General features: G+C 59.0%; 29 protein-coding genes. 8 read left to right on the plus strand and 21 right to left on the minus strand.

The features are described 5' to 3' along the window. Positions 1-21: 21 nt before the first annotated feature. Positions 22-474 carry a thermonuclease family protein gene (locus ACI3GR_RS00760; protein WP_407491870.1) on the minus strand — a complete coding sequence of 151 codons (453 nt, stop codon included), beginning with the start codon at positions 472-474 and terminating at the stop codon, positions 22-24. 212 nt (positions 475-686) lie between these two features. Between ACI3GR_RS00760 and ACI3GR_RS00765 the strand changes: the two genes are divergently transcribed. Then, the gene (locus tag ACI3GR_RS00765) at positions 687-1,181 is read left to right on the plus strand and encodes a hypothetical protein (protein WP_407491871.1); all 495 of its coding nucleotides are present in this window, start codon (positions 687-689) and stop codon (positions 1,179-1,181) included. 239 nt (positions 1,182-1,420) lie between these two features. Here the strand turns inward: ACI3GR_RS00765 and ACI3GR_RS00770 are convergent, their stop codons facing one another. The 14 genes from ACI3GR_RS00770 to ACI3GR_RS00835 all read right to left on the minus strand — a co-directional run bounded on the left by ACI3GR_RS00770 (position 1,421) and on the right by ACI3GR_RS00835 (position 11,634). After that, positions 1,421-3,280 (minus strand): hypothetical protein, encoded by a 1,860-nt coding sequence (locus ACI3GR_RS00770; RefSeq protein ID WP_407491872.1) that lies wholly within the window; start codon positions 3,278-3,280, stop codon positions 1,421-1,423. Positions 3,281-3,290: 10 nt separating this feature from the next. Continuing rightward, positions 3,291-3,692, minus strand: a complete 402-nt coding sequence (locus ACI3GR_RS00775; RefSeq protein WP_407491873.1) for a hypothetical protein — start codon at positions 3,690-3,692, stop codon at positions 3,291-3,293. After that, the gene (locus tag ACI3GR_RS00780; RefSeq protein ID WP_407491874.1) at positions 3,689-3,934 is read right to left on the minus strand and encodes a hypothetical protein; all 246 of its coding nucleotides are present in this window, start codon (positions 3,932-3,934) and stop codon (positions 3,689-3,691) included. The genes ACI3GR_RS00775 and ACI3GR_RS00780 overlap by 4 nt, the downstream gene beginning before the upstream one ends. Continuing rightward, on the minus strand, positions 3,931-4,191 hold the full coding sequence (locus tag ACI3GR_RS00785) for a hypothetical protein (protein WP_407491876.1): 261 nt from the start codon (positions 4,189-4,191) through the stop codon (positions 3,931-3,933). Before ACI3GR_RS00785 ends, ACI3GR_RS00780 begins: the two co-directional genes overlap by 4 nt. Before the next feature lie 160 nt (positions 4,192-4,351). Beyond that, on the minus strand, positions 4,352-4,792 hold the full coding sequence (locus ACI3GR_RS00790) for a DUF5681 domain-containing protein (protein ID WP_407491878.1): 441 nt from the start codon (positions 4,790-4,792) through the stop codon (positions 4,352-4,354). A 165-nt stretch (positions 4,793-4,957) separates the two neighbouring features. Continuing rightward, positions 4,958-6,925, minus strand: a complete 1,968-nt coding sequence (locus ACI3GR_RS00795) for an AAA family ATPase (RefSeq protein ID WP_407491879.1) — start codon at positions 6,923-6,925, stop codon at positions 4,958-4,960. Continuing rightward, positions 6,918-7,175 (minus strand): hypothetical protein, encoded by a 258-nt coding sequence (locus ACI3GR_RS00800; protein ID WP_407491881.1) that lies wholly within the window; start codon positions 7,173-7,175, stop codon positions 6,918-6,920. Before ACI3GR_RS00800 ends, ACI3GR_RS00795 begins: the two co-directional genes overlap by 8 nt. After that, positions 7,172-7,390 (minus strand): transcriptional coactivator p15/PC4 family protein, encoded by a 219-nt coding sequence (locus ACI3GR_RS00805; RefSeq protein WP_407491882.1) that lies wholly within the window; start codon positions 7,388-7,390, stop codon positions 7,172-7,174. Before ACI3GR_RS00805 ends, ACI3GR_RS00800 begins: the two co-directional genes overlap by 4 nt. A gap of 97 nt (positions 7,391-7,487) precedes the next feature. Then, the gene (locus tag ACI3GR_RS00810; protein ID WP_407491883.1) at positions 7,488-7,841 is read right to left on the minus strand and encodes a hypothetical protein; all 354 of its coding nucleotides are present in this window, start codon (positions 7,839-7,841) and stop codon (positions 7,488-7,490) included. Positions 7,842-7,945: 104 nt separating this feature from the next. Next, complete coding sequence (locus ACI3GR_RS00815; protein ID WP_407491884.1) at positions 7,946-8,131, minus strand: helix-turn-helix transcriptional regulator; 186 nt, start codon at positions 8,129-8,131, stop codon at positions 7,946-7,948. A gap of 150 nt (positions 8,132-8,281) precedes the next feature. Further along, positions 8,282-9,160 carry a hypothetical protein gene (locus ACI3GR_RS00820; RefSeq protein ID WP_407491885.1) on the minus strand — a complete coding sequence of 293 codons (879 nt, stop codon included), beginning with the start codon at positions 9,158-9,160 and terminating at the stop codon, positions 8,282-8,284. Continuing rightward, positions 9,160-10,362, minus strand: coding sequence for a tyrosine-type recombinase/integrase (locus ACI3GR_RS00825; protein ID WP_407491887.1), 1,203 nt, complete (start codon positions 10,360-10,362; stop codon positions 9,160-9,162). The genes ACI3GR_RS00820 and ACI3GR_RS00825 overlap by 1 nt, the downstream gene beginning before the upstream one ends. A gap of 321 nt (positions 10,363-10,683) precedes the next feature. Beyond that, the gene (locus tag ACI3GR_RS00830) at positions 10,684-11,397 is read right to left on the minus strand and encodes a winged helix-turn-helix domain-containing protein (RefSeq protein ID WP_407491888.1); all 714 of its coding nucleotides are present in this window, start codon (positions 11,395-11,397) and stop codon (positions 10,684-10,686) included. A gap of 3 nt (positions 11,398-11,400) precedes the next feature. Continuing rightward, positions 11,401-11,634: a hypothetical protein gene (locus tag ACI3GR_RS00835; protein ID WP_407491889.1), complete on the minus strand. Its 234-nt coding sequence runs from the start codon at positions 11,632-11,634 to the stop codon at positions 11,401-11,403. Between the two features lie 229 nt (positions 11,635-11,863). Here ACI3GR_RS00835 and ACI3GR_RS00840 point away from each other — a divergent pair, with 229 nt between their 5' ends. Further along, positions 11,864-12,346 (plus strand): hypothetical protein, encoded by a 483-nt coding sequence (locus tag ACI3GR_RS00840; RefSeq protein WP_407491890.1) that lies wholly within the window; start codon positions 11,864-11,866, stop codon positions 12,344-12,346. Between the two features lie 90 nt (positions 12,347-12,436). On the opposite strand, the gene ACI3GR_RS00845 is transcribed toward ACI3GR_RS00840, so the two are convergent. Both ACI3GR_RS00845 and ACI3GR_RS00850 read right to left on the minus strand, forming a co-directional pair. Further along, the gene (locus ACI3GR_RS00845) at positions 12,437-13,681 is read right to left on the minus strand and encodes a saccharopine dehydrogenase family protein (RefSeq protein WP_407491891.1); all 1,245 of its coding nucleotides are present in this window, start codon (positions 13,679-13,681) and stop codon (positions 12,437-12,439) included. A 76-nt stretch (positions 13,682-13,757) separates the two neighbouring features. Further along, positions 13,758-14,849 carry a carboxynorspermidine decarboxylase gene (locus ACI3GR_RS00850; protein WP_407491892.1) on the minus strand — a complete coding sequence of 364 codons (1,092 nt, stop codon included), beginning with the start codon at positions 14,847-14,849 and terminating at the stop codon, positions 13,758-13,760. 239 nt (positions 14,850-15,088) lie between these two features. Here ACI3GR_RS00850 and rnhB point away from each other — a divergent pair, with 239 nt between their 5' ends. Then, on the plus strand, positions 15,089-15,706 hold the full coding sequence (rnhB, locus tag ACI3GR_RS00855; RefSeq protein WP_407491893.1) for a ribonuclease HII: 618 nt from the start codon (positions 15,089-15,091) through the stop codon (positions 15,704-15,706). A gap of 133 nt (positions 15,707-15,839) precedes the next feature. Continuing rightward, entirely contained in the window at positions 15,840-16,931 is a 1,092-nt protein-coding gene (locus tag ACI3GR_RS00860; RefSeq protein ID WP_407491894.1) for a site-specific DNA-methyltransferase, read from the plus strand. Positions 16,932-17,028: 97 nt separating this feature from the next. Here the strand turns inward: ACI3GR_RS00860 and ACI3GR_RS00865 are convergent, their stop codons facing one another. Genes ACI3GR_RS00865 through mutY form a run of 3 tightly spaced genes read right to left on the minus strand, consistent with a single transcriptional unit; the run spans position 17,029 to position 19,569 of the window. After that, complete coding sequence (locus ACI3GR_RS00865; protein ID WP_407491895.1) at positions 17,029-17,334, minus strand: antibiotic biosynthesis monooxygenase family protein; 306 nt, start codon at positions 17,332-17,334, stop codon at positions 17,029-17,031. Then, entirely contained in the window at positions 17,331-18,452 is a 1,122-nt protein-coding gene (locus ACI3GR_RS00870; protein ID WP_407491896.1) for an alkane 1-monooxygenase, read from the minus strand. The genes ACI3GR_RS00865 and ACI3GR_RS00870 overlap by 4 nt, the downstream gene beginning before the upstream one ends. A 34-nt stretch (positions 18,453-18,486) precedes the next feature. Further along, a complete protein-coding gene (mutY, locus tag ACI3GR_RS00875) occupies positions 18,487-19,569 on the minus strand; it encodes an A/G-specific adenine glycosylase (RefSeq protein ID WP_407491898.1) in 1,083 nt (360 codons plus the stop codon). An 80-nt stretch (positions 19,570-19,649) separates the two neighbouring features. Here mutY and ACI3GR_RS00880 point away from each other — a divergent pair, with 80 nt between their 5' ends. The 3 genes from ACI3GR_RS00880 to ACI3GR_RS00890 are packed head-to-tail and all read left to right on the plus strand — an operon-like array spanning position 19,650 to position 21,937. Continuing rightward, positions 19,650-20,159, plus strand: coding sequence for a DUF721 domain-containing protein (locus ACI3GR_RS00880; protein ID WP_407491899.1), 510 nt, complete (start codon positions 19,650-19,652; stop codon positions 20,157-20,159). Positions 20,160-20,171: 12 nt separating this feature from the next. Next, complete coding sequence (locus tag ACI3GR_RS00885) at positions 20,172-20,831, plus strand: DsbA family protein (protein WP_407491900.1); 660 nt, start codon at positions 20,172-20,174, stop codon at positions 20,829-20,831. Then, the gene (locus ACI3GR_RS00890; protein WP_407491902.1) at positions 20,831-21,937 is read left to right on the plus strand and encodes a CaiB/BaiF CoA transferase family protein; all 1,107 of its coding nucleotides are present in this window, start codon (positions 20,831-20,833) and stop codon (positions 21,935-21,937) included. The genes ACI3GR_RS00885 and ACI3GR_RS00890 overlap by 1 nt, the downstream gene beginning before the upstream one ends. An 83-nt stretch (positions 21,938-22,020) precedes the next feature. On the opposite strand, the gene ACI3GR_RS00895 is transcribed toward ACI3GR_RS00890, so the two are convergent. Beyond that, a complete protein-coding gene (locus tag ACI3GR_RS00895; protein ID WP_407491903.1) occupies positions 22,021-22,839 on the minus strand; it encodes a sulfotransferase family protein in 819 nt (272 codons plus the stop codon). Positions 22,840-22,984: 145 nt separating this feature from the next. Between ACI3GR_RS00895 and ACI3GR_RS00900 the strand changes: the two genes are divergently transcribed. Further along, a complete protein-coding gene (locus ACI3GR_RS00900; protein ID WP_407491904.1) occupies positions 22,985-24,562 on the plus strand; it encodes a DUF5928 domain-containing protein in 1,578 nt (525 codons plus the stop codon). Positions 24,563-24,570 lie beyond the last annotated feature (8 nt).

Genomic DNA, 24,570 nt, shown 5'->3' on the forward strand with positions numbered 1-24,570 from the left:
TTTTTTTGGTTCAAAAGTGCCTCAGGCACACCAATTTGCCCGATATCCCGGATACCATTTACGGGCATAGCCTTCCGAGATCATGCGAGCGCCAGCGGTAGAGCCATCCGGCAACCTAACTGCAACGAGTTTTCGTCCGAACTTGTCGCGCACACCGCTATCCTCGATCCGCAAACCCGGCGTTTGAACCAGTTCCTTCATTCTACTGGTCGCCGCGCGTCCCAATTCAAGCTCCGCCTGACACTTCGGTCTGTAGGTCTCAGGAGTATCGAAGCCAGCCACGTTTGGGGCTCCGTCGCCAAGAAGGCGGAGACGCTCCCCGTCGCATTTCAAGGTGTCGCCGTCGATGACTGCGAGCGATAAGCAGGTGAGCAATACAAGCATGATGGATTCAGTGACAATGAACGCGGCCGGTAGCCTTTTCCATGTGGCAGCACTGCCCAAGAGGCGATGATTTGCGGCAACCTCCGCCATGCGCTGATGCGCTTACGGTCAAAAGCGGGAGAGCCAGTCCCATTGAAAGCATGCATACGATAAAGGACTTCATTTCCCGCTCCTCCACAATTGTTAACGAAGATTACCGGCGTCGGCGCAACTCGCAAGCGTCAAAGTGGAAACAGCCCTTCCAATAACTCGGTGTGTCCCCCATCTTTAGGTCGGACACGGTGATCAGTTTCGGAGCGACGATGATGTTTGTGGACTTGGACGAGATTGCACTGGTTGACCCTTCGCAAGCGGATAAGGGGTCATTGCTGATTGGCGACGCGTTCTATAGCCGCTCGCCGATGTTTCTGTTCTCATTTGAAAATGAAATCCTTGGTTTCGAACTGGCAGCACCGGAGGGCGGCGATGGCGGTTTTCGCCCGGACAAGATTGGGCGAGGGTCACGTCGATATCTATTGGCCAAAAAGTTCATGCTCGAAGTCGATGTCTCCGACGCGTCCCGAGTGAGCCCAACTCGGGCGGATATCCTCCCGGGGCAAGTTGTTTTGTCTGAAGCCGGTCCTTGCTTCGCAGTGCGAACCCGGAACCATTCCACGATGTTCGTCAGTGCTGCCGGTGAATTGGCTTTCGACATCGACGACTCGAGAGTTGTCGGCTTTTCGCGATGGCGACTGACTATTCCCGGCGTTGGAGACGAGCGCCATGTGATTTACGAAGCGGGGTCACCGGATGCATGACGAAAAAGAAGACTACGCGGACACCCTGGGCGACAGCCACTCTGACGGCTCGCATGGCGGGGCGGAATATTGGCCATACATCTGGGCTATCGTGATCATATTGGGGGCCGGGCTTTCCGGTCTGATATAATGGACGCCTTTGCCAGCATGCTGGGGTCGCCATTATCCACCGTTAAAAAACGGTCGCCCTACACTTGCGGCCGCTATCTCCCGCTATCAAGCGGCCGCCAAGACACCCGTCATTCTGATCGATAGCCCATCAAGCCACCGATTGTTCCGGACGCGCCTGCTGTAGTGGCAAGCGGGTTTGCGCGCCCAAGCAATGCCTCGATAATCCTTCTCTTGTGATCGTCCATGCCAGCCATCCGGCGGACACCTTCGGCTTGTGACCTGATCATCGCGTTCGCGACAGCTTTGGACCCGAGGCCGACAGCGGGAATGGCGGCGGCAGCCGGACCGGTGGCATAAGCAGCTCCGCCCGTCAGCATCGCCCCGAAAATTGAGTTGGGGGCCATCAGACTGCCCAGCGACTTTAGAGATTTGACCGTAGCAGTGCCCCGGGCGATTTTCCCCATCGCGTCACGCTCGGCCTGGCTAAAGCCGCGCATGCGACGCGGGTTGCGAAGGAGCGCCCGAAATTTCGTCTGCAACGCCTGCTCGAAGTTCGGGCTATTCGATGCGTCCTCGATAATGGCCTCGACCGCCTCCATGCGGCGCATCCTGGACCATACTTCCCGGGCTTGCTTGAGTGGTGCAGAAGCATCGCCCATGCCGTCCACCGCGTCGTCAATTTTGTCGATGACCATCGACGCCAGACGGCGCTCGTCCGGCTCAAGGGAACTTGCCGCATTGCCAGCCATCCGCCGCAGTTGCTCCAACCTCTGCAATGGCTGGTCGGTTGCGGCCATGTGATCGATTTCGCCAAGCACAACGGAAAGCTTCGGGTGGAGGCGAGGGTGATAGCCCGCATCTTTGAGGGCGGAAGAAGTTCCGTCTCGCAGTTGAGCCATGCCCGACCTTGGCAAAGCCGCTCCAGAACGCTCAGCAGCCGCGTAGAGGCCTTTGGCTTCGTCTCTTAGGCTGTCGAGCGTCGGAATGGCCTCTCTGAGCTCTGGACGGCGGCTCAGGGCGCGTGAGGCCCTGTTGAAGCCCTGACCCACCGCTGAGAGCGTTCCACCGGCCGCCAGACCGATTGCGCCGTCCCTCGCTGCGCCTTGAAGACGACCTTCAGCTGTCTCCCCTTCCATTGCCCCGCCGACAGCTCCGGCCCCGGCTCCTGCGATCGCACCGCGAAGAATGCGACCGATCCCCGAGTTCGCGGCGTTCACGAAACCGGCTGCGCCCTTGCCCGGGCCAATCAATGCGCCCGAGATATCCGCGCCAATGGAGAGATACGGATTTTCGCGTTCGACCTGAGCTTCCTGCCGCCGATAGTGGTCGCGCCGGTCTTCATAGCTCCCTCGTCCGACTGCCGCGTCGAATGCGGCTCCGGCTTCATCACCAATAACGCCCATCGTCATGCTTTCGCCGGCCTTATTGAGAAGCGAGCCAAGTTTTTCTCCCGGAGACATAACTCCGTCATCGACCCCGATTACATTGTCTTTCAGGCGCCCGAGCAGGCTCATATTCGGCGCGGGAGTGGGTATGGCTGGCGCGGGGGGGCGATACCCATACTTCTCGAGGACCGCTCGCTTCTCCGGGGTCAATTCTCGTGAAACCTTGGGCTGATACTTGTCCAGGATAGCCCGCTGTTCAGGTGTAAGCTCAGACGGATCGCGTTGCTGTAGCGCACGAAGTGCAAGGTCTTTTGCTTCATCTACTCGGCCAGCGCCGACAAGTTCACGCGCTTTCGTCATTGCATCTTCGTAGCTTGAAGACCCGCCGCCCTGCGGTGCCCCACCGTGTTGGGCCCAGTATTCTTTTGTGGCATTTGCCGCCGCATCTGGTCTGGTTGCTTGAGCTTCGTAGGAGCGCCCGTTCTGTCCTTGGACTTCGTAGGCCTGCATCTCCCCTTGGCGGGCCATATCCTGCCGGAACTGAAGCTGCTGCTGCTGAAGCCGGAGGCGTCGCTGATCGTCAGTCTCGAATGTGTTCGCCATCTTGGTATCCTCACCAAAGTCCAGGGGTGCGATTCCTGTTGCGAAGCAGTGCCTCGGCAATTGCCCGCGTCGGATTTTTTTCAACCGCTGGAAGTGGGGCAGAGGGTTTAGCATGTTGCATTTCAGGTTGTCCCGCGCCACCAAGCAGATTGCCCATGACTGACATCATACCGCCACCGCGGAACCGCCCACCGGACGCGCCAGGGCCTCCTCCGTCGAACATGTCCGCAAAGGAGGTGTATCCAGTTGGTCGGCTATGCCCGTTTTGTTTGCCACTCCAGCTGCTTTGAAAATTCATTTCATCCAGGATGTTGTTTCCAAAGCGCGCTATTGGGCCGCCTGTATAGCGATTACCCGACCTACCGGGACCTCCTCCGTCGAACATGTCGGCCCAGTTGAAAAAGCTGCTCATTGGTATTCCTTTCGGTTTGGTTTGGCTTTCAGGTTTGACAAATGCTTCTCACAGCGCCCGGAGAAGCCTTCGCAGGTTTCGCCGTCTTCAGCGCTGAGCTGCACGGCGTGACCAACAAAATAGGCGTAGGCTGGATAGGAGTTGCCGCCGGGTGCAACGATTGCGCGGACAATGATTATCTCCGGTCCGGCGGTCGGCGTCGTATGGCCCTCCAGCTTAGCGAGACGGTTTTGCAAGCTCATTGTGCGGTCTCCATTTGGGCTTCGTTGTTTGGGCGTGCGATGGTGCGAACGCGACAGCGGAAATCTTCTGGATCTTCGTTCGGCTGAGATTCCAGAAAGGTCGACTGACCGGGGCCGAAGAACACCGTCGCGCGACAGTGCGAGCTCTCTGCGCTGCCGTCCTTTGCCTCATAGACAGTTTGAAAAATCACGATGTCCGGCTCACGATCCTGGCCGGTCTTCCGTTCGGCAGCTGAGAGGCGCGTCTTGAGGCTCATGTCTGCTCCTCCGCTGCCTGAAGGGTATTCTCTGGTTCAACTACGCGAACCATAATCGGGGGCCTGTTATCATCCGGCCCACCACCGTCGGAAGCGATCACGACCCGGATAGAGATTTCGTCGGTAGCGCTACGGGTTTCGAGCCGGGAAAGTCGTTGCCTCATTTGCATAGCTGTTCCTCCAGCTTAGCGAGACGTGCTTCCAGTTCGACGGTTTCGAGTGTCTTCCGGTATGTCTCGACCAATGCCATGACGCTTGCGGCCTCCATGGGCGACAGCGAGCCTTCTGAAACAGCTTTGAGGATTGCTTCTGCCGCGATTGCGGCATCCGTCGCGCAGGCCATCGGCGGGAGCGAGAATTCAACAGGAGTATCCTTCCGCGCTGGCGCAATCCGTTCCATGCAGAGGCGCAACGCAACGCTATCGCCCTCCAGAGCCATATCGATGGCTTTGCGGGTCAGCTGTTCAGCTTCGCCACCAAGGAGCTCTTCAACGGCACGGGTGACTTTGTGCCGGGCACCAGCAGGCCGACCAGGATTGCCGGACGAGAAGGTCCCGTCAGCGTTTCGACCCGTTGTGCTACCGTTGTTTCGGTTGGTCATGCAGCCCCCCTTTGGCTGGCGTGCACCCCGCCGCCGAGGGCGGGTGCAACGCAGGGGGTATATAGGGGGTGTCTCTCCCCCCCGTTGCACGGGCGTTGACCGGGCGTTGCCCCTATCGTTGCACCCCCCGTTGAACCGGCGTTGCCCCGGCGTTGCACCCTGTCTTTAGTCATCGTGCTGCTCCGTCTTTCTGGCGATATGGTTGCGTGCTTTGGCACCCTTGCCGTGAGTGGCGACGGTAATCGCGCCGCGCTGGAAAAGCCGCTCCATGGCCATCTTGAAGGCCCGCTTGTTCATGCCCTCAGCGTTGGGGTGGCCTTGGAAAACGGTGGGCGCGAACGTGCTGGAAGGGCTGGCTGATACAAAACGGCCTTGAACCGTGTAGTCGTCCAGCAGACGGAGAAAGACCCGTTCGGCCTTGGCATCCGCCGCCATGCGGTCGAGGGTGCCACCGTGCGACGTGTCGGTGACGAATACGCCCTCTTTCCAACGAAGCTTCAGCACCAGACCGGTCGGCCCGTAGTTCGCCTTCATGACTTCGAGTTCGCGGGCATCCGGATCGATTTCCTCACCGTCCGCCCTGAGCCGCCGGAAATACAGACGGGACCGCACCGAGTTATTCCAGCCTGTGGAGCCGGAGCTCCCCGAGCCGTTGGCCATGCCTGAGAGCGATGGATGCGCCAGCAGGGGGATAGTGGTCTCATGCTTGAGCGCGAGGCCCTTCAGGATACCGATGAATTGGCGTGCCTGGGCGCGGTTGTTCTCGTCACCTCCGAACAGGTCGGCCAGCGTGTCGAACACCACCAGCGCCGGTCTGTGGCGGCCGATCCAATGGTCCATGATCTGGAACAGGGGCGTTTCATGCAGAATGTTCGTCTTGCCATCAGGAACGGCAAGCAGTGCGTCCTTTCCTGCCAGACTGCGGAAGACGAGTTTCTTGAGGTCAGCGAACCTGATGCTTTCGGCTGAAATGATGTCATCCAGCCGCCGGTGCAGTTCCTTCTTGTCGTCCTCGGCGCTGATGAACAGCACTTTGCCGCTCTTGCACTCTTGGCCCAGCCAACGCTGTCCCAGAGCCGTGGAAACGGCCAACTGAAGCGCGATCAAACTCTTTCCTGTCCCGCCATCGCCATTGAGGATCGTAACCGTTCCGGCCGGGATGATGTCCGGCACATGCCATTCGCGGGGCGGGACCGGAACGCCTTCCAGTGAGGCAGCAAAGATGAATTCGTCATCATCGGTTTCCGGATCGAAGGGCTTCGCAACAGTCGGGCCGCTTTCCTCGCGCTGAACCGGATCACGGGGATTCTGCATGCCAGCCGACAGACCGCTTTCTACGGTCGCAGAAGCCTCCTGTTCCATCAGTCCGATGGCCTGGGCGGCTCCCATCAGACGGCCCCGCACCTGGCCTTCATCGAGCCGACCTGACCCGACAATCTGCCCGAGGCGGAAGGCCACCGTGTTCAGGGTGTCATTCCTTTGGCCTTCTGGTGCAGCCATGAGCTTACCAAGTTCGCCAGCGAGGGCGGCATCAGCCCATGCCGATTGGCTGCCTACATCGAGGCGGAAGACATTCGATGTCATCTTCGGTGCCGTCAGGAGATTGCGGACCGATTGGGGCAGAGCGGGCAGGGCTGCCCTGTCCAGATTACCGGTGACGACCTGATAACTCTGAGACCCGGATTGAGAGCCCGGAGCGATGACATAGCCACCGTCGCCCCGGGTATCGATGCCGTTACCGAGGCGCTTGGCGGAGTTTCCAAAGCCTTCGCCGGGGTGCTGGAAGTAGATATGCCTGCCGCCACTCGGGGTGCAGACGCTCAAACCTTCGACCATGAGGTCAGCCAGTCCGAGGGCGCTTAGCGTGGTTTCGCCAACTGCTTCGCCTGTCTTCTTGTCCACATCGAGGTCGATCACGTAGAGGCCGGACTTTGGACCGGTCGGCAACCCGATCATGGCACCGGGATGCTGCCGCCACATGCTTTCGACTTTGGTCGCGTCTGTGGTCGCTTCCTCGGTCCACTTCACCAGAGGGCGCTTGTCCTGGCCGCATGGGAATACCGGGAACCCCTTCGCCGCGAGGTCCAAGGCGGCATCCACCGGTCGTGAGGCTTGAAGGATTTGCTCAGACATGGGCAACCTCCCGCCGGAGTGGGACGATTTCCGCAGTGGTCAGTTTGTGGTGATGGTCCTCCGCCCATTGCTGGGCGAAGGTGATGGCTTCGGGACGGGTCCAATAGGTGCCGATGATCTGGCCGCTGTCGCGGCTCTCCGACCATTGGTAGACCTGATAGACGGTCGCGAAAAAGCGCGGGATAAGCTCCAACCCGCGTGCTTCCACGACATCCACCCAACCGGTCTGAGGGAAGGCATTATCGTTCATGCGTCCTCCTGCTGAGCTTCGATGGATTTCAGTGCCGCCGATACCTGCGGGAGAAGCTCAACACGGAACGCGAGCCCCTTCTTGCTGGGGCGCATGTCGCCGTCGTCAGCTTCGAACCAGACACGAAGGCTGACCAGTTGGTGCCCTTGGTATTCGTTGACGCTGACACGGATTTCCTCGCGACTGTTCTTGGTGATGATCACGGGCGCACTCATTGGCGGGCCTCCCCGTAGATCAGGAAAGCGATCAGCGCCGCTTTGTGCTCCGGAAGGGCGTGGCGGGTGCGAAGACGCGCTATCTGAAGGTTCCGCATCATGCCGCCTCCAGTGCCGACAGCCGGGCAACACGGCTCTTCAGGAAATAGACGCCATAGGTTCCGGCACCCGTTTCGGTGTCGCCGGGATAGAACTCGGTGTGGACCTCAAGGCCGTTCTCGCGCTTCAGCACATGGACCATGTCTGAAAGGCGCACGGGCGAGGCACAGTAGACCGGACCTTTCAGAAGGAGCTCCAGGACCTGACGACGCCGGTTCGCAAGGATGACGTTGATTTCGGAGCCGTCGGTATTGGTGAACCGATACGACTGCGCACCCCTTCCCTTGGGAAGGTCGGAGACCCGCCAGATGCGTTGGCAGTTCGCCGGTGGCTTCAGTTTGTTGTTGATCATGCTCGATCCTTTTTCTTGAAGGACCGGACAGCATTCGCTATCTTCCGCTTGCACCTGAAAGAATAACGCCCCTGCTGACCCGGTCGGGTTTGCGGGGGTTTTCTTTAGGCTGCCGAAGCAGTGCGCTCTTTCATCCAGTCGGAAATTTCGTCGTCGCGCCATGCAACAGCACGTTTTCCGATGCTGACGGGACGCGGGAATTCGTCGCGGGCCATCATATCGTAAATCGACGAGCGGCTTAGGCCGGTGATGCCTTCGACTTCGGGGCGGCGCAGAAATTTGACAGTCATTCCAAGACCCTTTCGGTTTTTGGTGGAAGCTGTCGGAATGGTAAGCCGAGCTACATCGGACCGTCAGACTTGCAAAACCACCAAAAACTCGCTGGGGTTTTGGTGGGGTTTTTGCATGTTCTTTCTGAGTTTTGGCGGACTGTGATCAGGTTATTTGAAAGGGTATCCTGCCCTCAAAGATGCTGTAGCCAGTTTGGCGGCTGGCATGCTTCCGATCAATTCAGATGGGTCGTCAAGGGCCGCTGCGACCCGTTCTTCCGATAGTTCACTGCCAGCCTCGAAATCACCTGACCCCAGCAGTTTATCCAACAGCTCACGCAGCCGAAAGACGCGGCGAATGGTTGTTTCTGAGCAGTCCTGGCCCATCTGTTCGATAACACTGGTTTGGATAATGTTGACGGGAGTATTTTTTCGTCCGTCGGGATATCTCATGCAGTAAGCGTTCAAAGCCGTGAGTATCTTCGGCGGCCTACCGTCCTTCTGCTCCGACACTCCGTTTTCTGGCGGTTCGTCTGTTGTCGCATCCGCCAGCGCGTCCCCGAAATTGAGATAGAGGTCGAACGAACCGCTGTCTTGGGGGACATCTTCTTGTTTTATGGTAATGGACCATCCGTTAAAACGCGAGAACATGTTCGCACGCTTTCGTTGATTGTTGATGAGAGCTTCGACGATCCGCTCTCTGACGTCTGTAGTCGGTTTCGGTGCCCCCCAAGGCTCGACATCAACCAACCAAGTCGTTTCATCAATACATTCAAAATATCGATGATCTGGAGGCGCACTATCGCTACGAAGTCTGGTCAGAATCCGGTTTGAAACCCTCAGAACTTCCCCCTGGGGAGAGCAAACAGACAGTGAAGGGCAGGATGCCAAGAACATTTCCAACGCGAACATCGCGTTCAACGAATGCCTGAAATACAGTCCGATGACATCGTCATCGTCTACTTCATCGAACTCAATCGTTGTTTGAGACCGGTCGAGAATTTTGGGGTAAATCTGCTCAAGCAGCGCATATCCCGGCGGACAAAACATCAACTATCCTCCGGGATTGCGTCGGTGGAGACCAATAGGCCCCACCTATCAAGGAGCATTCTTCGTTCCTTCAGCTTCTTTGCTCGGTTGTATATCCTCGCAACCGGACTTGGAGCCGAACCACTCGCCTTGTGGTTCAACACACGGTCCACCACGGCTTCGTCTTCGCCAAGGTCACACATGGTCGTCGCAAAAGCTGTTCTGAAATCGTGAAAGCGCCAGTCTTTGATGGAGTTTTCAAGAACCTCGTTGAGCTTATTCTTGGTTTTAGTGAAACCGGATATTGGGCTATATCCGGTTGTCGTGAAGACATATTGTGCATCCTCGTCAGCGAGAGCCCTCATGTCGGCTATCTCCGCCATAGATGCGTCGCACAAATGCGTAATATGGCCTTCACCGTTCTTTGTCCGAGCCGCTCCGAGGTTCAGGTAACGACCTTCGAAGTTAACTTCAGACCATTGGAGTTTGGCGATTTCTGAGCGTCGCTGTGCGGTCAGCAACAAGAGTCGGAGAGCCGCACCGAAAGTGTCACCTAACGCGAATGTCGCGCAGTAAATCCGACGGACCTCGTCGAGGCTGAGTTCGCGTTCACGCGGTTGTTCTTTGATGGCCTTGGCAAGGTCCCGGCCAACATCTGGGCCGAAGTAACCACGTTGCCGAGCGAATTTTGCCAACTTTGAGAGCGCGGCTTTGAGCCTATTGGCTTGGTAAGGTGCCGTGCGGGCCTTCTTGTCTATCGCATCCTGGAGCATCAAATTGGTTACTTGGGAACACGGGGTGTCCGCATGTTGACCAAAGTTGTCCCAAAGAACTTTCATGTTGTCCTCAGCGGTCCGCAGATTTTTGACGTGTAGGTCGTAAAAGTCTGAAAAAAGGTGCCTGACCGTCTTGGTGTTGTGTCTGTTTTCTTCGTTAGCAAGCTTCTCTTGCTCCTTGATGGCCACCCGATCAATCCCAGCATCCGCCTCGACTTGGATCTCAGCCGAAATTCGACGCGCATCCTTGATGGACACCAAGGGATATTCCCCCAAAGTGTGCTTCCGTTTGGGACCGCCTTTTACACGCTTCTCATATACCCAAGTTGCATGTCCCATGGGTGATAGCCTGAAGCGAAGCCCCCTCCGAACAGTGTCTGAAACCTCGATGCGCTCGGTGTTGGGCTTCAAGGACTTTAGATATTTGTCGGTGAGGCTTACTTGCATGGTTTTTTTTACTCATGGAGACGTCTGGGGGACAACTGGGGGACAAAAGAGGGTGGCTCTACATGGATCGCCTCGGAACACTTTAGAACACTTGGCTATCAATTCAAGCATCTGCAATGGATGGATAAATCAAAGTTTTTCTTGATTTTTGGAAGCCTTCGGAACTCGCTGGAGCGAACCGGAACAAATCCGAAAATCAAACAGCCTCCGACTTTTAATCAGTGGGTCGAAGGTTCGAATCCTTCACGGCTCACCACTATACAAAAGGCGGGTTATCCCCGCCTTTTTTGTTGTCTTCTTCATATGTTGGCGAAATGGGGGTCAGACGACCCGGATGACATCCTTGCCGACCGACAGCATATAGCCACGCCGGGCGATGTTACGGACCAGCAGTTCGCTGACCAGCTGGTTGCCAAGCGTGTCGCGCAGCCGTTTGATCCGCGTGGCACCTGCAGCTTCGTCGCAATCTTCGGCCCTGCGGCCTGAAATCATCGCTTCGATCTGCGCGCCGGTCAGCATTTCGTCGTCCATCCGCGCCTCGGCGAGAATCGACAGCGTCTCCATCGCGGCGTCTGTCAGTTTGAAACCGTGGTTGTTCAGATAGACGGTCTTTTCCTCGCGCGAGATAAGCAGAGAGTTCACCTCGATTCCCGCGCGCTCAATTTCGGCCATGCGTTTGTTCAGCGTGACGAGAATCACGAGGAACACCAACGCAGCCACCAGAAGCGCGGTGGAGAAAACCAAAAGCACAAAGATCACGATCCGGTAGCCCGCCAGCGTTTCCGCAAAGGCGGTGCCGGACTGGGCGAGGATCTCCAGCAGCTTGATCTCGGCGTCGCCAGTCAGCGTGTCATTTTCAACGAAAAGCTTTTCGACCCTTTCGTTGAACACACCCGCATCCGGCAGGGTCAGGAACAGGATCACCCCGCCGATCAGCAAAAGCGCCGTGATCGCCCCGACGCCGATCAACACGGCGCGCGTGCCGACGCGGCGGGCGTCGGCGGCGAAGGTCTGGCTTTCTGGCGGTTGGTGCACGCGTTATTCCTTGACTGACAGAACCTTCAGCAGCGTCCAGCCCTGCTGTGCCAGATGCGCCCGAACCTCGGCCGCAGCCTTTGTGGGGTCACAGGACGAAACCTGCAGCGTTCCGACGGTCAGGCGCAAGGGGTTGTCCTGCTTGGCCTTGTATTCAACCGTACAGGCGGCCTGCGCTGCGGCAGGGGCAAGGGACAGGGCCAGAACAGCGGCGATGGTATGGGGCAAACGTTTCATGTCACTCGGGGGTCAGAGGAGAATTGGCAAAGGCTAGTCAGAAATCCTTCCGTGTCCCCGGAATGTGCACCCGCACCTGTCGTCATTCAATAACCTAGGCCCCAAGCGCACGCTGTTATCCGATAACTTTGTGACGTTATTGCCCGATCTCACCCCTTCGACCGAACCTGTTCCTACCTCGTCGCGGCACCTTCGCCGCACCAACAGGGAACCAAGAAGGAGCCCACCCATGACTCGCAAGATCCTTGCAACCGTGCTGGCCGCCGCGCTGAGCATCACCTCTATCAACGTATCCACCGCACAGGCCGGTGATCGGGATGCCGTGCGCATCATCGTCGGCGCCACCGCGCTGGCCATTATCGGCAGCGCACTGGCCGCCGAACAGCGCAAAAAGCAGACTGTGACGCGCAACTATAACCACCAGCCACAGCACAACTACCAGCAGCGCCACCAGCAAAACCGGTACAACAACCACTATCAGAAGCCTCGCCACCAGAAACCGCAGACCCAGCACCGCCGCGTGTCCGTGCCGCGCAACTGCCTGATGACTGTCCGTGGCCAGCGTGGCTGGACCGAAGGCTATGCGGTTCGCTGTGCGCAACGTGGCACCCGCGCGACGCTGCCGAGCGATTGCGTCCGCCGCAACTACGCCCAGGGCCCGCGCCTGTTCTACGCACCGCGCTGCCTGCGTCGGAACGGCTTTAACGCCTGATCGAACATACCCGCCGACATCCCGGCGGACCGAACACAGAGGGGGGCCAAAAGCCCCCCTCTTTTTCGTCTGACTGTCGTGAAAAAGCGATCAGCCCTTGTAATCGGTCCAGGCCATGTCTTCGCCTTTCAGTCCGCCCTTGATGACACGCGTTGGCAGACCGATCCGGTCCAGCAGGGTGAAGAAAGGTTTCGGGTCCAGCTCTTCCACGTTCTTCATGGCTTTCGCGTCCCATGCGCCATTGGCGACCAGCAGCGCGGCCGCGACGGGCGGCACACCGGCGGTGTAGGAAATCCCCTGAGAGCCGACCTCGTTATACGCGTCCTTGTGATCGGCGACGTTATAGACGAACAGCTCAATCTCTTCGCCGTCTTTCACGCCTTTGACCAGATCACCGATGCAGGTCTTGCCAGTGTAGTCGGGCGCAAGGCTGGCCGGGTCGGGCAGGCAGGCTTTGACCACCTTCAACGGTACGACCTCTTGGCCTTCGGCGGTGGTGACGGGCTGTTCGGACAGCAGGCCGATGTTCTTCAGCACGGTGAAGACGTTGATGTAGTGATCGCCAAAGCCCATCCAGAAGCGCACGTCGGCCTGGGGATAGTTGGCGGCCAGAGAATGCACCTCGTCATGGCCGGACTGATAGGCCTTGGAGGGGCCGACAATCGGCAGGTCCCATTCGCGGCCCGAGGCGAACATGGTGGTTTCTTTCCACTGCTGGTCTTCCCAGTAGTAGACCACGCCGGTGAATTCCCGAAAGTTGATCTCCGGATCGAAGTTCGTGGCGAAATACTTGCCGTGGCTGCCAGCGTTGATGTCGACGATGTCGATGGATTTCACTTCGTCCATCTGATCGGCGGCAAAGCGGGCATAGGCGTTCACCACGCCCGGATCAAAGCCTGCGCCCAGAATCGCGGTCACGCCCTTTTCGGCGCAGACATCGCGACGCTTCCATTCGTAGTTGGCATACCACGGCGGGGTTTCGCAGATTTTGTCCGGCTCTTCGTGAATGGCCGTGTCGATATAGGCTGCACCGGTTTCGATACAGGCGTCCAGCACGTGCATGTTGACGAAGGCGGTGCCGACGTTGATGACGATCTCACATCCCGTGTCGCGGATCAGCGCGGCGACCGCGTCGGATTGCGTGGCGTCGACCTCGTGCGAGGTAAAGGCGCAGTCGTGGCCCTTGGCGCGGACGCTTTCGATGATCGCATCGCATTTCGTCTTGGTTCGGCTGGCGATATGCAGATCGCCCAGAACCTCGGCATGCTGGGCGCACTTATGGGCGACCACCTGTGCGACACCGCCGGCGCCGATGATGAGAACGTTTCTCTTCAAGTCTGAATCCCCTCAGATGAGTAGGCGCCGCACCGCGACACCGGTTTCAACAGGCGCCCCGCAGGGCGCGGATGCTTCACGACAGGGCCGCCGCGAAATCGTCATAGGTGAAGGATTTCACCAAGCGTTCGGTGCCATCCAATTCACGGATCGCTATGGACGGCATCTGCACGCCGTTAAACCAGTTCTTTTTGACCATTGTGTAACCTGCTGCGTCCTGAACAGACAAACGGTCGCCGGGTTGCAGGGCTTTGGGAAAGCGGAATTCCCCGAACACATCGCCCGCCAGACAGGATTTGCCGCAGACCATCCACTCCTGATCGCCGCTTTCCTCCATCTTCGCGCTTTCGCGGTAAATCAGCAGGTCCAGCATATGCGCCTCGATGCTGCTGTCGACGATCGCAAGGTTCTTGCCGTTATAAAGCGTGTCCAACACCGTGACCTCTAGAGTGGTCGATTTGGTGATCGCCGCCTCTCCGGGCTCCAGATAGACCTGCACCTCGTTTTGGCCTGCAAAGCGCTTCAACCGCTCGGCCAGCTTGTCCAGCGGGTAGTCGTCGCCGGTAAAGTGGATGCCGCCGCCAAGGCTGATCCAGTCCATGCGCCGGATCAGATGGCCAAAGCGCTGTTCGATCATGCCCAGCATCGCGTCAAACCGTTCGAAATCCGCGTTTTCGCAATTGTTGTGAAACATGAATCCGCTGATCAGGTCCGCCACTGGTTCGATCGCCTCGGGCGTATGTTCGCCAAGGCGTGAAAAGGGCCGGGCCGGATCTGCCAGATCGAAGCTAGAGGTCGAGACACCGGGGTTCACCCGCAGCCCACGGGTATGATTGCGGCTGATCTCTTCGTGCAACTGCAATTGCTGCGCGGTGTTGAAGATCACCTTGTCCGAAGATGCCAGTACCTCTTCCATCTCACTCGGCGCCCAGGCGACGGAATAGGCGTGGGTTTCGCCGGGGAATTTCTCGCGCCCCAGCTTGACCTCGAAGAGCGACGACGACGTCGTGCCGTCCATGTATTCGGACATCATGTCGAACACCGACCATGTGGCGAAACATTTCAGCGCCAGCAACGCTTTGGCGCCAGAGTTTTCGCGCAACCACGCAATCTTCTCCATGTTCGGCAAAAGCCGGGACTTATCGATGAGGTAGTAAGGCGTCTGCATGCGCGTCGGGCCTCCGATCTTGGGGCAGGGACGGGGATGCACCATGCCTGATGATGCGGGGGTGATGTAGCGCGTGATGGGGGCTGTCGCAATGTTCGGGGATTGGAAAACTTGGGTTTTTTGGGGAATTGGGGGCACTGCCCCCTCTTGAGCCATAGGCTCAATTCACCCCCGAGGGTATTTGGAACCAGAAGAGGACAGGGGTTCCGCGCTTGGCGGTGCAGGAGTAGGACAGGGGTATGAGCGGACCAGATTATTCATTCGAGACTGAACTGCGCGATCGCGGCGTGATGCGGATTGCGGGCGTGGACGAGGTCGGACGCGGCCCACTGGCGGGGCCAGTGACGGCAGCGGCGGTGGTGCTGGACCCGGCGCGCATCCCCGAAGGTCTGAACGATTCCAAAAAGCTGAGTGAAAAGAAGCGCGTGGCGCTGCTGGCCGAGCTTGAGGCCTGTGCCGAAATCAGCGTCGCCCACGCGAGCGTTGAAGAGATCGACGAATTGAACATCCTGCGCGCCAGCCATCTGGCGATGGAGCGGGCGGTGGCGGGACTAAGTGTGCCGCCGGATCACTGCCTGATCGACGGCAACATGATCCCCCGCGGACTGACAATTCCGGCGACGACGGTGGTCAAAGGTGACGCCAGATCCGTGTCGATTTCGGCCGCGTCGATCGCCGCGAAAATCGCGCGCGACACGATCATGCGGGATTTAGAGCAACAGTTTCCCGGCTACGGATGGGCGCAAAACGCCGGTTATCCTTCAAAAAGCCATATTTCGGCGCTTCAAGCTCTAGGGGTGACCCCACACCATAGAAAATCTTTCAAGCCCGTCCACAATATCTTGTGTAAAGCCTGATTAGTAAGCCCTTGAATCAAAAAAGAAATTGACCACGAATCGGTTTCGAATCATCCTTAGCGCAACGCAGTGAGCATCAAGAATTGGTGCCATAAGTGCCGAGAATCGGTGCCTCAGCAAAGGCTAAAGCAGGATGAAAAGAACCGATCCCAAGGCATTTCTGCCTCTGAACACTATTGTCGCCGGCGACTGTATCGAGGTGATGAATTCGCTTCCCGAAGCGTCCATCGACCTGATCTTCGCGGACCCGCCGTACAACCTCCAACTCAAGGGTCAATTGCACCGCCCGGACAATTCCGAGGTCGACGCCGTAGACGACCATTGGGACCAGTTCGACAGCTTTGCCGCCTATGACAAATTCACGCGCGAATGGCTGGCCGCGGCCCGCCGTCTGCTGAAGCCGAACGGCGCGATCTGGGTGATCGGGTCCTACCACAACATCTTCCGTGTTGGGTCCGCCCTGCAGGATGCGGGCTATTGGATCCTGAACGACGTGGTCTGGCGCAAATCGAACCCGATGCCGAACTTCCGCGGCAAGCGGTTCACCAACGCGCATGAAACCATGATCTGGGCGTCGAAATCCGAAGGTGCGAAATACACTTTCAATTACGAGGCGCTGAAATCGCTGAACGAAGGCGTGCAGATGCGGTCAGACTGGGTTCTGCCGATCTGTAACGGTGGCGAACGCCTGAAAGACGCGAATGGCGATAAGGCACATCCGACGCAAAAACCGGAAAGCCTGCTGCACCGCGTGTTGATCGGCTCGACCAACCCCGGCGATGTGGTTCTGGACCCCTTCTTTGGCACGGGCACCACCGGCGCCGTGGCCAAGATGCTGGGCCGCGAATTCATTGGGATCGAACGCGAAGAAAGCTACCGCAAGGTGGCAGAGGCGCGTCTGGCGAAGGTTCGCAAGTTCGACAAGGAAGCCCTGCAGGTCAGCGCATCCAAGCGGTCCGAACCGCGCGTGCCTTTTGGCCAGCTGGTCGAACGCGGCATGCTGCGCCCCGGTGAGATGCTGGTGAACACCCGTGGCAAGGCCGCGCGCGTGCGCGCCGATGGGACGCTGGCCACTGACGGGTTCAACGGGTCGATCCACCAAGTAGGCGCGCATCTGGAAAATGCGCCGTCCTGCAATGGCTGGACCTATTGGCACTTTAAGAAAGACGGGAAGACCATTCCCATCGATCTGCTGCGCCAGCAAATCCGCGCGGAAATGAACTAATTCACCAATAGCTTAGCCGACCGCACCGCCGCCCGTACTGCGCGGCGGTGATCGGTCTACCTGTGCCCCGCCCGTCCCTCGTGGTGGGGCGCCTTTTTCAGGCGCGGTTGAACTTGGACTCGCGGATCACGGTGCAAACCTGCAGGTGATAATCCGCATAGAACCGGTCCCGGCCTATCTTCTTGACCTCGACATGCTCTGAATGCCGCGCCCAGTCGCGCAGGGTCTCTTCGCTGTCCCATTCGAACAGGGTGAGGCGTTCGCCGTCTTCGGCCTTGTACGCCTTGTGCGAGATATAGCCGGGCATCGTCACTGCGATCTCGGCCATCCGGGCCAGATGTGCGTAATAGTCGGGGCCATCGCCTGCCTCGGTCCGGTGGGCGCGGAAGACGACGACGATCATGCGAAATCGCCGCGCTTGTACGGCTCCCAATCCGTGATCTCGGGATAATACATCGCCCGCCATTTGCGCACGCGGGGGTTCATCATGCGCCGCCAGACCGGGGGGACCATCGCCATGGAGGTCATCAGCGGATAGCCGTAGGGCAATTGCGGCGCTTGATCCTCGGCATGGTGCTGAAGCAGCGGGAACCGGCGGTCGGGTTTGTAGTGGTGATCCGAATGGCGCTGCAGGTTGATGAGCAGCCAGTTCGATACCTTATGCGCGGCGTTCCACGAATGCTGCGGCTTCACATGTTCGAACTTGCCGTTGCCCAGATACTTTCGCGTCAGGCCATAGTGTTCGATGTAATTGGTCAGCTCCAGCATCCACGCGGCAAAGAAGGCCTGCACGACGAACATCATCAACCCGAACCAGCCGCCGACGATCAGCGCCATCGCGATCATCCCCAGTTGCAGCGCCGCGTAGCGCCAGAAGGGGTTGCGGCGGTCAAAGGGCGACAGGTCGCGGCGCTTTAGCAGGGCGACCTCGGCCTTCCACGCGGACTGCGGGCATTCGCGCAGAACGCGCGGGAAAAAGTGGAAGAAGCTTTCGTTATAACGTGCCGTCACCGCATCCCTGGGCGTGCCAACATAAGGGTGGTGCACCAGCAGGTGTTCGGATCGGAAATGGGAATATAGCACCATCGACAGCAGAATATCCGCCAGCCAGCGTTCGAATTTGTTCCGTTGGTGCATCAGCTCATGCGCGTAAACGATGCCAGCCGCGCCGGTCATGATCCCCACGCCGTAGAGCAGGACGATGACTTCAAGCCAGTTAAGATGGCGGTTGGCCGAGACATAGCCGATGATCCAGAACAACAGAACGAATTGCAAAGGCACCCACAGCACGGTGATGGCGCGGTACCAGAACAGGTCGGCCTCGACCGTGTCGGGATCGGCGTTCGCCTCGTTCAGCCCGGCGATCTTGTCCAGGATTGAGACGAGGATCAGGCCGTAGGCGGGCAGGGCCAGCAACCACCAGCCGCCCCAAAGCGTGCCCATGATCGCCAAAGGCACGTTCACAAGCGTCATCCAGAAGGGCAGTGCCGATTTCAGATTGGTAATGGGGTGGGCTGACATCCGAGGCTCCGTCCGGTTCGGGGTCATAGTCGCGTTAAGTTTCCAACGCGCCTTGAGCAAGGTCAAATGCCTTTCGCATGACGGTGGGTAAGTCCGAGGGGCGGAACGCGTGTTTGTCGACCAGCCGCATCCCTTCCGGCAGATCAACGCCCGTGGGCAGGGTCGCCACGCGGATGGCAAGACGCAGGTGGAAATGGGTGAAGGTGTGCCGCGCCTCGGCCCCCAGATCGCGCCAGTCGGCGGGCAGGGGCGGGGTGTCGACAGGCTCGCCCTCGGCCCATGTGGTGCCGGGCCAGCCCAGCATTCCGCCCAGCAATCCTTGATCGGGCCGCTTTTCCAACAGCCACGCCCCGTCTTCGGTGCGCGCGACATAGGCGATGCCCAGCCGGATCGGTTTGGCCTTTTTCTTCGTCTTTTTGGGCAATTCCGGCGCGGTCCCTGCAACCCGCGCGGCGCAGGGATCGCGCCACGGGCAAATCCCGCAGGCAGGCGAACGTGGGGTGCAGATTGTCGCGCCCAAATCCATCACCGCCTGCGCGTAATCGCCGGGGCGATGGTCCGGCGTCAGCGCCTCTGCCTGTGCCTTCAATTCGGGCTTGGCCTCGGGCAGGGGGGTGTGGATGTCATGAAGTCGCGCCATCACGCGTTCCACGTTGCCGTCCATCACGACCGCGCGCTGGTCAAAGGCGATCGCGGCGATGGCGGCGGCGGTATAGGGGCCGATACCGGGCAGCTTAAGCAATTCCGCCTCGGTCCCCGGAAACACGCCGTCGTAGTCCGACGCCACAACCCGCGCGCATTTCAGCAGGTTCCGGGCGCGCGCGTAGTACCCAAGCCCCGCCCATTCGGCCATCACACGGTCATCCTCGGCCGCGGCCAGATCGCTGACTGTGGGCCAGATCGTCGTGAAGCGCTGGAAATACTCTTTCACCGCCGCGACGGTGGTCTGTTGCAACATCACCTCGGACAGCCAGATGCGGTAAGGATCGGGCGCCGCGTTCGACAGGGGTGGCACGCGCCACGGCAGATCACGCGCGTGCACGTCGTACCACGCCAGAAGCGTAGCTGCCTGATCCGCCCCCTGTTCTGGCCCGTGAGTTTCAGTTTCGTCACGCATAGTTTACGCCCAGTGTTCCGCTGCCTCTGGTTCCTGCCGAATTAGCGATTAGGATAGAGAACAACCGCACGAGGGAACAGATGGCCCGCCGCAATACATCCACCTACGGCTTCAAAAGCGCGTCAAAACTGCTGGAGGATCGCATCCGCCACGCAGGTGAGACGCGCGGCTTTGCCGTCACCCGCCTTCTGACCCATTGGGAAGAGATCGCGGGCGACGTCGCAGGCATGGCGCGGCCTGTGGATGTAAAGTTCGGGCGCGAAGGTTTTGGCGCGACGCTGACCCTGCTGACCACTGGCCCCATGGCCCCGATGGTCGAGATGCAGAAGGACCAACTGCGTGAACGCGTGAACGCGGTCTACGGCTACAATGCCATCGCGCGCGTTCGCGTGACCCAGACCGCCTCGACCGGGTTTGCCGATGGGCAGGTCAGTTTCGACATGGGTGGCGCGCCCAAGGCCGCCCCCGAACCCCCGCGTCCCGAAATCGTGGCGCGGGCTAGGGATGTCGCCCATGACGTGGGCGATCAGGGCCTCAGATCGGCGCTTGAGGCGCTGGCCCGGAATGTTTTAAGCAAGCAGGACAAATAGGAAGGACCTTTCATGGACCGCAGAGCTATGATGATGGGCGGTGCCGCCGCAGCCATCGCCGCCGCAGGTGGGCTTTGGTACATCAACCAGCCCAAGACCACGCAGATTGCCAACGTGACCGATGCGTCGACCGGCGATGCTGACTTCTCCAGCATCAATGAAATGGTCATGGGCGACGATGACGCACCGATCAAGATGACGGAATATGCGTCCTTTACCTGTTCGCACTGCGCCAATTTCCACCGGACCGTCTTTAAGGACCTGAAGTCCGACTACATCGACACCGGCAAGGTGCAGTTCACCTATCGCGACGTGTACTTTGACCAATTCGGCCTTTGGGCTGCGATGATCGCGCGCTGTGAACCCACCCGGTTCTTTGGCATTGCCGATATGCTGTACAACCAGCAGCGCGACTGGATCGGCAATCAGGATCCGGCCGGGATCGCGGATCGTCTGCGCAAGATCGGCCTCGTCTCGGGCCTTGAGGCAGACGCTATCGACGCCTGTCTGGCCGACGAAGAAAAGGCTCGGACCCTCGTGGCCTGGTGGCAGAACAATTCGCAGACCTATGACGTGACGGCGACGCCGACGCTGTTCATCGACGGTGAAAAGCATTCGAACATGTCCTACAGTGATCTGAGGGCGATCTTGGACGCCAAGTTGGAAAGCTGATGGCGACGCCGCTGAATGGACTGAAAGTTGTCGAACTGGCCCGCATCCTTGCGGGCCCGTGGGCAGGACAGACGCTATCCGACCTAGGCGCCGAGGTGATCAAGGTCGAAAGCCCCGATGGGGATGACACCCGTAAGTGGGGCCCGCCCTTCATCGACCGCGATGACGACCATACAGCGGCCTATTTCCATTCCTGCAATCGCGGCAAGACCTCGATCACCTGCGATTTCCGCACCCCGGAGGGGCAGGAGCAGGTGAAAGAGCTTGTCCGCGACGCGGATATCCTGATTGAAAACTTCAAGGTCGGTGGGCTGAAGAAATACGGGCTGGATTACGACAGCCTGTCGGCCATCAACCCCGGCCTGATCTATTGTTCGATCACGGGCTTTGGGCAGAACGGGCCTTACGCGCATCGCGCGGGGTATGATTACATCATCCAAGGCATGTCCGGCCTGATGTCCCTGACCGGCGAACCCGACGGCCCACCCCTGCGTGCGGGCGTGGCGATCACCGATCTGTTCACGGGCATCTATTCTGCCACCGCGATCCTTGCCGCGCTGCATCAGCGTACCGCGTCCGGCCGCGGGCAACACATTGATATGTCGCTGCTGGATTCGGCCGTCGCGGTCACGGCGAACCAGGCGATGAACTATCTGTCGACGGGCACGCCGCCTGCGCGGACGGGGAACTATCACCCGAACCTGACACCCTATCAGGTGTTCGAAGTGTCAGATGGCCATATCATCATCGCCACAGGGAATGACGCGCAGTACCAGCGGCTTTGCGACGTGTTGGGCCTGCCCGACATGAAGGACGACCCCGACTATCTGATCAACGCGGACCGGGTTGCCAACCGTGAAGAAATGATCCGCCGCCTGTCAGAGGCCTGCCTGCGGTTTACCAAAGCCGAGCTGCTGGCCCAATGCGAAGACAAGGGCATCCCCGCCGGTCCGATCAACGACATGGCCGAGGTGTTCGAGGATCCGCAGGTCATCGCGCGCGGTATGCGGATCGAGCCCGAAGGCGTGCCGGGCGTACGCGCGCCGTTCAAGTTCTCGGATGCAGACCTAAAGCTGGATCGCGCATCGCCCAAACTGCCGCGCTGACGCTGTCGGGCCTCACTGAGGCCCGATGCCTCCGGCGGAGGTATTTTTAACCAGAAGAAGACCTGAAGACAGGGGCGCGGGGATCAGTCCCCAAGCTTGGCGTGCACCTCTGCCAGATCGATCTCTCCGATCGGCATCTTGTTGGCGGGGTTTTCAAAATCGTATTTGAACAGCTCGAAATCGCGTTTGTAGATCTCGTAGACCAGATGCATCGACAGGTCGTCGAAGTAATCCTCGACCGGATGTTCCCGCTTGGGACCATGTCCTTCGCTTTCGTTGAAACGTGGGATCTGGGACAGGTCGATGGCGTGCGGCAGCTGCGTGTTGTCCAGCACCTTCTGCATGCCGGTATTGAAATCCTCGGTCCAGAAGATGTGGTCGTAGCTGCCGCCATTCACGATGAAGGTGGAGATATGGCCCGACATGGCGGACCAGTGAATGTCAGGCTCCATCGGGCGGCGCCAGCGGATGGTGTCGCGGGCGAACAGCAGGAACCGCCGGAACGACCGGATCTGGTCGAACGGTTCTTTCCCATCGTCGCCGCCCACTTCGATCCCGTATTTCTGCACCAAGAGCGGTACAAGGTTGCCGCGGTAGCGGTTGCCGTTGCGCTGAATGCCGCAAATCTTGTCGAAAAACGAACTGAGGATCCGCGTGTAGGGGTTGCGCACGCAGGTGAAGGAGTAGCTTTTGTGATCCTGTACGTTGGCCTGGATCAGTTCCTGACTGTGGTCCTGCGCCCATTTGTGCAGACCGTCCTTGGAATCATGGATGTCGCCGTCATAAAATTCCCCATGATCCGAGAAATACATGATCTGCCCGATGGTTGAGCACGCGCATTTCGGCACCACACGGTACACCATGCTTTCGCTTTCGGTCATCCAGACCCCGGGAAACCCCATTATGCTCAACCTCCGATCGACGGGATGATTTTGCCATCCCGTTCTGTTTGAAAGGTAAATAAGCAAACTTTCGCCGGTATATCAATCTGTCCAACTGTGTAGTACTAGGGACAAAACAACCTAAGAGCAGGTAATTGTTTCGGAAATGGCGACGATTGCTTACATCCTTCTGTGCCACAAGGATCCAGACGCGATCATCGACCAGGCTGCGCGCCTGACAGCCGTAGGTGATTATGTGTCGATCCACTTCGACGGCAATGCGCCCAAGGATGCCTACGACCAGATCCGTGCAGCCTTTGCGGACAATGACAGGGTGACCTTTGCCGCCAAGCGGATCAAGTGTGGCTGGGGCGAATGGTCCTTGGTCGATGCGACATTGCAAGCGGTCGACGCGGCGCTGAACGCCTTTCCTCGGGCCACGCATTTCTACATGTTGTCGGGCGATTGCATCCCGATCAAATCCGCCGAATACGCCCATCGTTTCCTAGATGAAAACGACGCGGATTTCATTGAAAGCTTTGATTTCTTCAACAGCAACTGGATCAAGACCGGCATCAAGGAAGAGCGGCTGATTTATCGCCACTATCTGAACGAACGCAAACACAAGTGGCTGTTCTACCAGATGCTGAACCTGCAGCGGCGACTGGGTCTGACACGGCAAATCCCCAAGGATCTGCAGGTCCAGATCGGCAGCCAATGGTGGTGTCTGCGGCGTCAGACGGTCGAGGCGGTGATGGATTTCGTCCGCGCCCGCCGCGATGTCATGCGGTTCTTTTCCACCACCTGGATCCCGGACGAGACGTTTTTCCAGACCATCGTCCGCCACCTTGTGCCGTCGGATGAAATCCGATCACGCACGCTGACCTTCCTGATGTTCACCGACTACGGGATGCCCGCGACATTCTATAATGATCACTACGATATGCTGCTGGCGCAGGATTTCCTCTTCGCCCGAAAGGTAAGCGCCGAGGCGACTGAACTAAAGCGCAGGACCGGCGATCTTTATGCGGCGACGGGGGTGGAGTTTTCGATCTCCAACGAAGGGCGGGCGCTGTTTGCCTTCCTTAGGAACCGCGGACGGATCGGCCATCGCTATGCCCCGCGCTTCTGGGAGAATGAGGCGACGCTGGGCCGGGACCGCGAACTGCTGATCATCTTTTGCAAGAAATGGCACGTGGCCAAGCGGCTGGCGGCCCGTATCCGCGATGTGACCGACATCCCGGTGATCGAATACCTGTTCCACGAGGAATCGACGCCGCTGCCCGATCTGGGGGGGATCCAAGCCTCGCTCTACAAACGCTCGCGCCACCGCCGGTCGCTGATGCGGATGCTGTTCGACTATTTCAAAACCAGCCGCATGGTCATCTGCCTTGACCCCAGCAGCCCGGAGTTGATCAAAGATTTCACGTCAGACCGCGCCGTAACCTCGATCCTTGAAATCGATTGCACCTTCGACGACGCCTATGTGGCAGGCCACGCCAAACGCACAGGACTTGCGCCCGAAGATGCCCCGGACGAGGCGTTGGAGCGGCTGATCCCCACAGTCCGCGACGCCCTTCAGATGGAGGCGGACGTGATCCGCGACGCAGGCTACGAAAATTACAGCCGCATCCGCCAGTCAGCGACCACGGCCCAGAACGCGGAAGAAATCGCGCGCTTCCTTGCGGTTCCCGATCATGTGGCGCAAGACTTGGCGCAAACCCGACACCTATTCGACGACTGAGGTTCCCG

Origin of the sequence: Pseudooceanicola aestuariicola (assembly GCF_045763785.1) — a bacterium.
GTDB lineage: Bacteria > Pseudomonadota > Alphaproteobacteria > Rhodobacterales > Rhodobacteraceae > Pseudooceanicola.

Bases quoted from the DNA above. Each gene is read 5' to 3' on its own strand.
- ACI3GR_RS00760 (WP_407491870.1), bottom strand. From the start codon at position 474: ATGGCGGAGGTTGCCGCAAATCATCGCCTCTTGGGCAGTGCTGCCACA.
- ACI3GR_RS00765 (WP_407491871.1), top strand. From the start codon at position 687: ATGATGTTTGTGGACTTGGACGAGATTGCACTGGTTGACCCTTCGCAA.
- ACI3GR_RS00770 (WP_407491872.1), bottom strand. From the start codon at position 3,280: ATGGCGAACACATTCGAGACTGACGATCAGCGACGCCTCCGGCTTCAG.
- ACI3GR_RS00775 (WP_407491873.1), bottom strand. From the start codon at position 3,692: ATGAGCAGCTTTTTCAACTGGGCCGACATGTTCGACGGAGGAGGTCCC.
- ACI3GR_RS00780 (WP_407491874.1), bottom strand. From the start codon at position 3,934: ATGAGCTTGCAAAACCGTCTCGCTAAGCTGGAGGGCCATACGACGCCG.
- ACI3GR_RS00785 (WP_407491876.1), bottom strand. From the start codon at position 4,191: ATGAGCCTCAAGACGCGCCTCTCAGCTGCCGAACGGAAGACCGGCCAG.
- ACI3GR_RS00790 (WP_407491878.1), bottom strand. From the start codon at position 4,792: ATGACCAACCGAAACAACGGTAGCACAACGGGTCGAAACGCTGACGGG.
- ACI3GR_RS00795 (WP_407491879.1), bottom strand. From the start codon at position 6,925: ATGTCTGAGCAAATCCTTCAAGCCTCACGACCGGTGGATGCCGCCTTG.
- ACI3GR_RS00800 (WP_407491881.1), bottom strand. From the start codon at position 7,175: ATGAACGATAATGCCTTCCCTCAGACCGGTTGGGTGGATGTCGTGGAA.
- ACI3GR_RS00805 (WP_407491882.1), bottom strand. From the start codon at position 7,390: ATGAGTGCGCCCGTGATCATCACCAAGAACAGTCGCGAGGAAATCCGT.
- ACI3GR_RS00810 (WP_407491883.1), bottom strand. From the start codon at position 7,841: ATGATCAACAACAAACTGAAGCCACCGGCGAACTGCCAACGCATCTGG.
- ACI3GR_RS00815 (WP_407491884.1), bottom strand. From the start codon at position 8,131: ATGACTGTCAAATTTCTGCGCCGCCCCGAAGTCGAAGGCATCACCGGC.
- ACI3GR_RS00820 (WP_407491885.1), bottom strand. From the start codon at position 9,160: ATGTTTTGTCCGCCGGGATATGCGCTGCTTGAGCAGATTTACCCCAAA.
- ACI3GR_RS00825 (WP_407491887.1), bottom strand. From the start codon at position 10,362: ATGCAAGTAAGCCTCACCGACAAATATCTAAAGTCCTTGAAGCCCAAC.
- ACI3GR_RS00835 (WP_407491889.1), bottom strand. From the start codon at position 11,634: ATGAAACGTTTGCCCCATACCATCGCCGCTGTTCTGGCCCTGTCCCTT.
- ACI3GR_RS00840 (WP_407491890.1), top strand. From the start codon at position 11,864: ATGACTCGCAAGATCCTTGCAACCGTGCTGGCCGCCGCGCTGAGCATC.
- ACI3GR_RS00850 (WP_407491892.1), bottom strand. From the start codon at position 14,849: ATGCAGACGCCTTACTACCTCATCGATAAGTCCCGGCTTTTGCCGAAC.
- rnhB (WP_407491893.1), top strand. From the start codon at position 15,089: ATGAGCGGACCAGATTATTCATTCGAGACTGAACTGCGCGATCGCGGC.
- ACI3GR_RS00860 (WP_407491894.1), top strand. From the start codon at position 15,840: ATGAAAAGAACCGATCCCAAGGCATTTCTGCCTCTGAACACTATTGTC.
- ACI3GR_RS00865 (WP_407491895.1), bottom strand. From the start codon at position 17,334: ATGATCGTCGTCGTCTTCCGCGCCCACCGGACCGAGGCAGGCGATGGC.
- ACI3GR_RS00870 (WP_407491896.1), bottom strand. From the start codon at position 18,452: ATGTCAGCCCACCCCATTACCAATCTGAAATCGGCACTGCCCTTCTGG.
- mutY (WP_407491898.1), bottom strand. From the start codon at position 19,569: ATGCGTGACGAAACTGAAACTCACGGGCCAGAACAGGGGGCGGATCAG.
- ACI3GR_RS00880 (WP_407491899.1), top strand. From the start codon at position 19,650: ATGGCCCGCCGCAATACATCCACCTACGGCTTCAAAAGCGCGTCAAAA.
- ACI3GR_RS00885 (WP_407491900.1), top strand. From the start codon at position 20,172: ATGGACCGCAGAGCTATGATGATGGGCGGTGCCGCCGCAGCCATCGCC.
- ACI3GR_RS00890 (WP_407491902.1), top strand. From the start codon at position 20,831: ATGGCGACGCCGCTGAATGGACTGAAAGTTGTCGAACTGGCCCGCATC.
- ACI3GR_RS00895 (WP_407491903.1), bottom strand. From the start codon at position 22,839: ATGGGGTTTCCCGGGGTCTGGATGACCGAAAGCGAAAGCATGGTGTAC.
- ACI3GR_RS00900 (WP_407491904.1), top strand. From the start codon at position 22,985: ATGGCGACGATTGCTTACATCCTTCTGTGCCACAAGGATCCAGACGCG.